9 protein-coding genes, 1 pseudogene and 1 riboswitch are annotated in these 8,561 nt (G+C 30.7%); of the genes and pseudogenes, 1 reads left to right on the top strand and 9 read right to left on the bottom strand.

The genetic code is table 11. The features are described 5' to 3' along the window. The 9 genes and pseudogenes from ACI3VO_RS00305 to ACI3VO_RS00265 all read right to left on the bottom strand — a co-directional run. Positions 1–586, bottom strand: a pseudogene (locus tag ACI3VO_RS00305) (asparagine synthase-related protein); the annotation flags it as partial. A gap of 90 nt (positions 587–676) precedes the next feature. Continuing rightward, entirely contained in the window at positions 677–1,066 is a 390-nt protein-coding gene (locus ACI3VO_RS00300; RefSeq protein WP_439755992.1) for a molybdenum cofactor biosynthesis protein MoaE, read from the bottom strand. A gap of 44 nt (positions 1,067–1,110) precedes the next feature. Beyond that, positions 1,111–1,632, bottom strand: a complete 522-nt coding sequence (locus ACI3VO_RS00295; protein ID WP_439755991.1) for an NUDIX hydrolase — start codon at positions 1,630–1,632, stop codon at positions 1,111–1,113. Positions 1,633–1,779: 147 nt separating this feature from the next. Then, a complete protein-coding gene (gene guaA / locus ACI3VO_RS00290; protein WP_439755990.1) occupies positions 1,780–3,315 on the bottom strand; it encodes a glutamine-hydrolyzing GMP synthase in 1,536 nt (511 codons plus the stop codon). A gap of 1 nt (position 3,316) precedes the next feature. Then, the gene (guaB, locus tag ACI3VO_RS00285; RefSeq protein WP_439755989.1) at positions 3,317–4,786 is read right to left on the bottom strand and encodes an IMP dehydrogenase; all 1,470 of its coding nucleotides are present in this window, start codon (positions 4,784–4,786) and stop codon (positions 3,317–3,319) included. A 265-nt stretch (positions 4,787–5,051) separates the two neighbouring features. Continuing rightward, a riboswitch (purine riboswitch) is annotated at positions 5,052–5,153 on the bottom strand. A gap of 63 nt (positions 5,154–5,216) precedes the next feature. Further along, a complete protein-coding gene (gene larC, locus ACI3VO_RS00280; protein WP_439755988.1) occupies positions 5,217–5,621 on the bottom strand; it encodes a nickel insertion protein in 405 nt (134 codons plus the stop codon). Between the two features lie 29 nt (positions 5,622–5,650). Beyond that, positions 5,651–6,388, bottom strand: a complete 738-nt coding sequence (gene larC / locus ACI3VO_RS00275) for a nickel pincer cofactor biosynthesis protein LarC (protein ID WP_439755987.1) — start codon at positions 6,386–6,388, stop codon at positions 5,651–5,653. A 14-nt stretch (positions 6,389–6,402) separates the two neighbouring features. After that, positions 6,403–7,146, bottom strand: coding sequence for a nickel pincer cofactor biosynthesis protein LarB (larB, locus tag ACI3VO_RS00270; RefSeq protein WP_439755986.1), 744 nt, complete (start codon positions 7,144–7,146; stop codon positions 6,403–6,405). A gap of 96 nt (positions 7,147–7,242) precedes the next feature. Then, positions 7,243–7,956, bottom strand: coding sequence for a helix-turn-helix domain-containing protein (locus ACI3VO_RS00265; protein ID WP_439755985.1), 714 nt, complete (start codon positions 7,954–7,956; stop codon positions 7,243–7,245). Between the two features lie 338 nt (positions 7,957–8,294). Here ACI3VO_RS00265 and larC (ACI3VO_RS00260) point away from each other — a divergent pair. Beyond that, on the top strand, positions 8,295–8,561 hold a 267-nt coding region (gene larC, locus ACI3VO_RS00260), incomplete at its 3' end, for a nickel insertion protein (RefSeq protein WP_439755984.1).

Raw genomic sequence — 8,561 nt, 5'->3', positions numbered from 1 at the left:
CTCCTAAGCATCTAACTCCAAGTCCTGGTCCTGGGAATGGTTGACGATAAACCATATTATCTGGAAGACCTAAAGCCTTACCAACTACACGAACTTCATCCTTGAAAAGAAGTTTTACTGGTTCAACTAATTCAAATTGCATATCTTCAGGAAGTCCACCAACATTGTGATGTGCTTTAACTCCATCACTTTCTAATATGTCAGGGTATATTGTACCTTGAGCTAGGAATTCTATACCTTCTTGTTTACGAGCTTCTTCTTCAAATACTCTGATGAATTCTGCTCCTATTATTTTTCTCTTTCTTTCTGGTTCAGCTACACCTGCAAGCTTGTCTAAGAAACGATCAACTGCATCTACATAAACTAAGTTTGCATCCATTTGGTTGCGAAATACATCTACAACTTGTTCTGGTTCCCCTTTACGAAGTAAACCGTGGTTAACATGCACGCAAACTAATTGTTTGCCAATTGCTTTTATTAAAAGTGCTGCTACAACTGAGCTGTCTACTCCACCTGATAAAGCTAATAATACTTTTTTGTCTCCAACTTGTTCTCTGATTGCTGCAACTTGTTCATCTATAAATGCTTGAGCAAGCTCAGCAGTAGTGATTCTTTCCATTGTTTCTGGTCTAACATTTGTACTCATAAAAACTATACTCCCCCATTAATTTTTATATTATCTTAATTCTTTTTCTATAACACACTCATTTTTTATTTTACCAACAAGAAATTGAAGTGCATCTACAACATGTGGACGAATATCGCCACCTATTAAAACATACATTATATCATCGCCAATTTCTAATGTTCCTTCATTAAGCCATGTCTTAATATAATATATACCTTCTAACTTATAAGCTTCAGCTACTGCATCAGCAACCTTTTGTTCATCGTAGGAAAATTCCATTCCCTTAATGTCTGCTACATCCTCACCATTTCTAACTTTGGCTTTTGCAGTTTCACGAACAACACCGTTATGTACTAAAAACATACCTACCTTTGCTGCTACAGGATCTGCTTTTGCTTCTTTTAACCATGCATCCATAGATGGAGATTGTTTTTTCATATTTAAAACTCCTTTATATTTAAATAATTTTGTCCTTATGAAAATTATAACATATTTTTTTCAATTTTATCAAAAGCTGGTCTCATACTATTATAATGTAAAAATCCAATTTCTTTTGCATAATTTTGAATTTCTTCAAAACTTACTATATTAAATTCTAATACTTCATCTTTTTGAACCTTGACATCAGATTCTTTAAAGTCTAAAACAAAATTATATATATCTACAAAATAATTATTTTTTTCTTCTGGACTTTCGTTTTTATAAGTATAAACACAGCTACCTTTTGCATTTGATACATCAAGTCCAACCTCTTCTTTTATTTCGCGAATAACTGCATCTCTAGAATCTTCACCAGCATTTACGCCACCACCTGGTAATTCCCACCATCCAGCAGCCCATTCTTTATCTAAGCTACGGCGAGTAACAAGGTATTTTCCTTCTAAATTTTGTACTATTCCTATTACAGTTAAGTGGAATTCACCAGGCTTCATATTCCAATCATTTCGTTTCATAAGCTTACCTGTTCTTTTTTTATCTTTATCGTAAATATCCCACATTTCCATAATTATCAATCCTTCCTATAAATAATTTCCAATAACTGTATTATAATTCATAATGGAAATGAAAAAAAGTGCCTTAGATATCATTTTTATCAAACAATATCTAAAGCACTTATTTTTATTAAAAATATTTAATTCTCAACGATTATCTTATTCCCATTCGATAGTTCCAGGAGGTTTAGAAGTTATATCATAAACAACTCTGTTAGCTCCATCTACTTCGTTAACTATTCTGTTAGCAACTTTTTCTAATACATCATATGGTATTTTGTACCAGTCAGAAGTCATTCCGTCAGAAGATGCAACAGCTCTTAAACCTACTAAATAAGCGTAAGTTCTTTCGTCTCCCATAACTCCAACTGTCTTAACATCTGGTAATGTAGCAAATGCTTGCCATATTTTTGTATATAAACCAGCTTTTCTAAGCTCGTCCATGTATATAGCATCGGCTTCTCTTAATATGTCACATTTTTCTTTTGTAACTTCACCGATAACTCTTATTCCAAGACCTGGTCCTGGGAATGGATGTCTGAATATTAATTTTTCTTCTATTCCTAATTCTAGACCTATTTTTCTAACTTCGTCCTTGAATAATTCTTTTAATGGTTCAACTATTTGGAAATCTACATCTTCAGGTAATCCACCTACATTGTGGTGAGATTTTATAGTTGCAGATTCTCCGCCAAGTCCACTTTCTACTATATCAGGGTAGATTGTACCTTGAACTAAGAAGTCCATTTTTCCAAGCTTATTTGATTCTTCTTCAAATACTCTTATGAATTCTTCACCTATTATTTTTCTCTTTGCTTCTGGTTCAGTTACACCTTTTAATTTTCCTAAGAATCTATCTTCAGCGTTAACTCTTATTAGGTTCATATCAAAAGTATCTCTGAATATTCTTTCTACATCGTCACCTTCATTTTTTCTAAGAAGACCGTGATCGACGAATACGCAAGTTAAGTTGTCACCTATAGCTTTGTGAACTAAAACTGCTGCTACTGATGAATCAACTCCACCACTTAATGCGCAAAGAACTTTTTTGTCTCCTATAGTTGCTTTTAATTCTGCAACCTTGTCATTTATAAATGAATCTGTAGTCCAGTCTCCACTTACTCCACAAATATTATATAAGAAGTTTTTGATTATCATATATCCTTCTTGTGAATGTTCTACTTCTGGATGGAATTGAACTCCATATAAATTCTTTTCTACGTTTTGAACAGCTGCAACTGGACAATCATCAGTATAAGCAACTATTTCAAATCCTTCTGGTATTACATCAACTCTATCAGTATGACTCATCCATACTGTATTAGTTGTCATTCCTTCGAATAATTTTGATTCTTTGTAAGTTATAGCAGTTTTTCCGTATTCTTTTTCAGCTGCTGTACCTTTTCTTACATTTCCACCTAAAGTATGGCACATCGTTTGAAGACCATAGCATATTCCAAGTATTGGAATACCTGCTTCATATATATCTTTTGCCATTCTTGGAGAATCTTCTAAATATGCGCTATTTGGTCCACCAGTAAATATTATACCTTTTGGATTTTTAGCTTTTATTTTTTCTATGTCTGTTTTATAAGACATAATTTCACAATATACATTATTTTCTCTAACTCTTCTAGCTATTAATTGGTTATATTGACCTCCGAAGTCAATAACTAATACTAATTCATGTTTCATGCTACATCATATCTCCTTGCATACTGTAGTTTGGAGCTTCTTTTGTTATTGTTATATCATGAGGATGACTTTCTTTTAAAGAAGCTGCTGTTATTTTTACAAATTCTGCTTTTTCTTGTAATTGTTCGATAGTGTAAGCTCCACAATATCCCATACCTGATCTAATTCCACCTATCATTTGGAATACTATATCTTCTGCCTTACCTTTGTAAGCAACCATACCTTCTACACCTTCTGGAACTAATTTCTTTTGTCCTTCTTGGAAGTATCTATCTTTTGAACCATCTTCCATAGCTGCTATAGATCCCATACCTCTGTAAGTTTTATAAGATCTACCTCTGTATAGAACTATTTCCCCTGGACTTTCTTCAGTTCCTGCAAACATTGATCCCATCATACAAACATTAGCACCTGCTGCTAAAGCTTTTACTATATCTCCAGAATATTGGATTCCACCATCTGCTATTATTGGTATATCGTATTTTTTAGCTACTTCATAGCAATCCATTATAGCTGTTATTTGAGGAACACCTATACCGGCAACTACTCTTGTTGTACATATAGAACCTGGTCCCATACCTATTTTAACACAATCTGCCCCAGCTTTTATTAAATCTTCGCATCCTTGAGCTGTTGCAACATTACCTGCTATAACAGGAAGATCAGGGTATGCAGCTTTTACTTTTTTAAGCGCATTTATTACGTTTTGTGTATGTCCGTGAGCACTATCTAATACTATTATATCAACTTTTGCTTTATAAAGGGCATCTACTCTTTCTAATAAGTCATTTGTTATACCTACACCAGCACCGCAAAGAAGTCTACCTCTCTTGTCTTTTGCTGAATTTGGATATTGGATTTTCTTTTCTATATCTTTTATAGTTATTAATCCTTTTAAATGACCTTCATCATCTACTATAGGTAATTTTTCTATTCTGTGTTTACCTAATATTTCTTTAGCCGCTTCTAAAGTAACACCTTCTTTAGCAGTTACTAGACGTTCTTTAGGAGTCATAGCTTCTTCTATAAGTCTAGACATATCTGTTTCGAACTTGATATCTCTGTTTGTGATTATACCTACTAATATGTTGTTTTCGTCTACTATTGGAACCCCTGATATCTTGTATTTTGCCATTATATTATCTGCATCTTGAATTGTGTGACCTTTTGATAAAGAGAATGGATCTACTATTAATCCACTTTCACTTCTTTTAACTCTATCTACTTCTGAAGCTTGTTTTTCGATTGACATGTTTTTATGAATTATACCTATTCCACCTTGTCTAGCCATTGATATAGCCATTTTAGATTCTGTTACTGTGTCCATACTTGCACTCATTAGAGGAATATTTAATTCGATATCTTTTGTTAATTTAGTTTTTGTGTTAATTTGTGATGGTAAAATTTCTGATTTTTGTGGTATTAATAATACATCATCAAAAGTTAAACCTTCTTTTACGATAGTTGCCATTTTTGCATTACCCCTTTCATCCAATTATTATTTAGTTATGTTTAAAATATTTAAATATTATGATTTTGTGTATAATTTAAATTCAATACTTATACAAATATTTCTATAATGTATAAACTATAATTAGTTTTATGAATAAAAAAGCCTCTATAGTAACTTCCATCATTTTTGCAAAAGTGAAATTACTATACAGGCTTCTAACACCATGATGTAGCCAACTTACAGGGATCTAATATCAGCCGGTAAATTTACTTAAGATGTCGCAAGATATAATAATTCCACTCATAGTCCAGATATTTACGGTATCTAGGTAGAAACTCTCAGACCATATTACTGAGCATATACGAGTGATTTATTAATAATTATTCTGTTTTTTATTCTATTGAATTGAATATTAATTTATCAAAATTCATGAACATTGTCAATGATTTTAGAAAAATTTTTCGTTTATAATAGAATTTATTTCGTTAAAAATTTGATTTAATGGTATATTTTCCTTTTTTGCCATCATTTTACAATCCTCATACTCTGGTGTCACTTTAATTAATTTGCCATTTAAGTATCCTAGCTTTATTTGTATATCTCCATATTTAGTATTTATTTTAGAAAATCTTCTATATAATGTAGATCTATTAAACTTCTGATATCTAACACCAAATGTAGATGTCTCAACTAATAATAGTTCGGTAAATTTATCTATATCCTCTTCATTACATATAATAGTTACCTTATAAGCAGGTCTATTCTTTTTCATGAAAATGCTCTCTGTGTATATATCTAGTGCTCCTTCTGCTAAAGCTTTCTCATATAAATAAGAATACAGCTCTGAAGACATATCATCTATATTAGCAATAATCTCACATACTAAATTTTGTTTTTTTTTACACCTATAAAGGTTCTAAGCATGTTTGGAACTTCAAATTTTTTATATCCTATACCATAGCCTATTTGCTTTGTCTCAAATTCTATTTGGTCGACAAACTCCTCGCACATAGTTTTTATAATTGCAGCCCCTGTTGGAGTTGTACATTCTCCTGTTACGTTGTTGAATTTAACTGGAACGTCCTTTAATATTTCTGCTACTGCTGGTGCCGGAACTGGAATAACTCCATGAGCGCATTTAACAAAGCCTGAACCTAGAGGAACTTTAGTTGCATATATTTTATCTACACATAGTAAATCTATCAATATACAAGAGCCCACTATGTCTACAATAGAGTCTATAGCCCCTACCTCATGGAAATGTATTTTGTCTATAGATGTCCCGTGTACCTTGGCTTCGGCCTTTGCGACCTCCATGAATATCTTTTTCGCATTTTCTTTTATGTTGTCGTTTAAAGAACTCTGTTCTATTATATCATATATATCAATTAAATTTCTATGGACGTGATTTTCTTTTGCTATTACATTTACATTTGTTCCCTTGATGCCATTTTCAAATTTGTCGTTTATTTCTATTTCAAATTCACCATTTAAATTTAGTTTGCCCAGCTCCTCTAAAAATATTTCCTTTGGAACACCCAAATTTAATAAAGTAGATAAAGTCATATCACCTGATATTCCAATTATTATGTCAAAATATAAGATTTTTTCTTCCTTCATACACTTCCTCCTCATTAGTCTAATTTATTTATAGTTGAAGCCAAATAACCTGCTCCAAATCCGTTATCTATATTTACTACAGATATACCTGATGCACAGCTGTTTAACATCGCTAAAAGCGCAGTAAGTCCATTAAAGCTTGTACCATATCCAACAGAAGTAGGAACTGCTATTACAGGAACGTCCACCATACCTCCAACTACACTTGGTAGAGCTCCCTCCATTCCAGCTACTGCTACTATTACCCTAGCTTGTTCTATAAGGTGTCTCTTATTTAATAATCTATGTATTCCAGCCACGCCTACATCGTAAATTCTTTCTACTTTATTTCCTAAAAACTTAGCTGTGTAGTAAGCTTCATCAGCTACAGATATATCAGATGTACCTGCAGCAAGTATAGCTATAGTTCCTTTTCCATTTATTTCAACTTCATGATTTTTTATCATTAATACCTTTGATAATTCATCATATTCTACATTATCGTATATTTGTTTTAATTTTTCTGCTGTCTCTTTTCTACATCTTGTTCCTAATACATTGCTTTCCTTTTTAAGCAAAACATCGACAATTCCTATTATATGTTCGTCTGTTTTACCTTCGCAGTAAATTACCTCTGGATACCCATTTCTAATCTCTCTATGATGATCTATATTTGCATATCCTAGATCTTCATAAGGTAAATCTTTAAGCTTTTGTACTGCTGTATCTATATCTATTTCGTTATTTTTGACTGATTCTAATAAATGTCTTACATCCATTTTAACTTAGTACCCCTTTCTATGTAATAATCAAATTTTCTTATTATATATATTTTGTCTTATAAATTATATATCTTTATATATATACTTTAGGTCTTATTGTGTTACCACAAACATATTGTATAATTTCATAATTCTAATATCTTCTTTTGATATTCTCAATTCTTTAATTAACTCTGGTGTTATTTCTAAAGGTTCTTTACAAAATAATATTTTTGTTGAAACTGGCATAAATGGTCTAAATGAAACTGCTGATATGAGCCCCCATTTTTTATTAGTATCTAAAAAAGAAGCTAATATATTTATAGACATTGTTTCTAATTTTGTTGATTGATTATATAACGTTATATGTGTAAGAATATCATAATGTTTTGTAAATCCATAATATGTATTTTCACAATTTTGATAATCATCGTAATCCTTTATATTCATATAAAATTTAGTTTTATAGCTATTATCTTCATTTCTAGATGTTATATCTATAACCGATATTATAACTTTATTATTTCTTCCATCATATATATATGTATATAATCTAGAACAACCGCTAAAAAAATTAATTTCTTCTTTTTTATCTACATTATTATATTGCTTGTTATATAAAAGCTGGTCTATATGAACACCTAAAGCATCACTAATATCATACAAAGTACAAATATCTACTGATATAATACCTCTTTCATATTTAGAAAGAGTCGATTTTGTTTTATTTATAGCAATAGCCAAATCTTCTAGTTTCATGTTTTTACTTTTTCTAATATTTCTAATTTTCTTTCCGATTTCTATAGCTATATTAGAATTATCTTCCATGATAATCCCCCCTTGCGCAATACCTCTATTGTCAAAGTATATACTATATTTTAATTGACTCTTAAAGTTTAAATATATTGTAACACTTCAAATTCTATTTAGAAATAGACTTTTATGCAGTTTCCTTAAAAGATAATTTTATTTAAAAAAAATATAAAATAATTAATTTTAATAAAATTGCTGTAATAAACTCAAAAAAGTTTCTTTAAAATCAATTTTTTCTAATTTAGGTTGCATTTTAAGAAACTTTTGTTATTTGAAGCCAAATATTTTTTATGTGATAATTATGTGAGAATAAATCAATAAAATCAATCAAAAGTTTTAGGAGGTAAATTAATATGAACTCTAACTCAAAAAAAGGGACAATATTTATCGCACAAGTAGATCATCTAAGTGGCGAATGTATAGGACAAGCTATTGAGCTATTCTATAATCGTGGAGCTTCAAACGTACAAGTTATACCTACTATTACGAAAAAAAATAGACCATCATATATATTCTTTATAGATTGTAGAGAACAATATAAAGATACTATAGAAGAAACTATATTTAAGGAATTAAACACCGGCGGTTTACATATAATAGAAACTATTCATAAATATCTA

This window comes from Intestinibacter sp. (genome assembly GCF_051866655.1).
GTDB lineage: Bacteria > Bacillota > Clostridia > Peptostreptococcales > Peptostreptococcaceae > Intestinibacter.
This window is presented reverse-complemented; position numbering and strand designations above follow the sequence as displayed.

Excerpts from the sequence above, each read along its gene's own strand:
- guaB (WP_439755989.1), bottom strand. The coding sequence starts at position 4,786 with ATGGCAACTATCGTAAAAGAAGGTTTAACTTTTGATGATGTATTATTA.
- ACI3VO_RS00265 (WP_439755985.1), bottom strand. The coding sequence starts at position 7,956 with ATGGAAGATAATTCTAATATAGCTATAGAAATCGGAAAGAAAATTAGA.
- ACI3VO_RS00295 (WP_439755991.1), bottom strand. The coding sequence starts at position 1,632 with ATGGAAATGTGGGATATTTACGATAAAGATAAAAAAAGAACAGGTAAG.
- larC (WP_439755988.1), bottom strand. The coding sequence starts at position 5,621 with ATGTCTTCAGAGCTGTATTCTTATTTATATGAGAAAGCTTTAGCAGAA.
- larC (WP_439755987.1), bottom strand. The coding sequence starts at position 6,388 with ATGAAGGAAGAAAAAATCTTATATTTTGACATAATAATTGGAATATCA.
- ACI3VO_RS00300 (WP_439755992.1), bottom strand. The coding sequence starts at position 1,066 with ATGAAAAAACAATCTCCATCTATGGATGCATGGTTAAAAGAAGCAAAA.
- larB (WP_439755986.1), bottom strand. The coding sequence starts at position 7,146 with ATGGATGTAAGACATTTATTAGAATCAGTCAAAAATAACGAAATAGAT.
- guaA (WP_439755990.1), bottom strand. The coding sequence starts at position 3,315 with ATGAAACATGAATTAGTATTAGTTATTGACTTCGGAGGTCAATATAAC.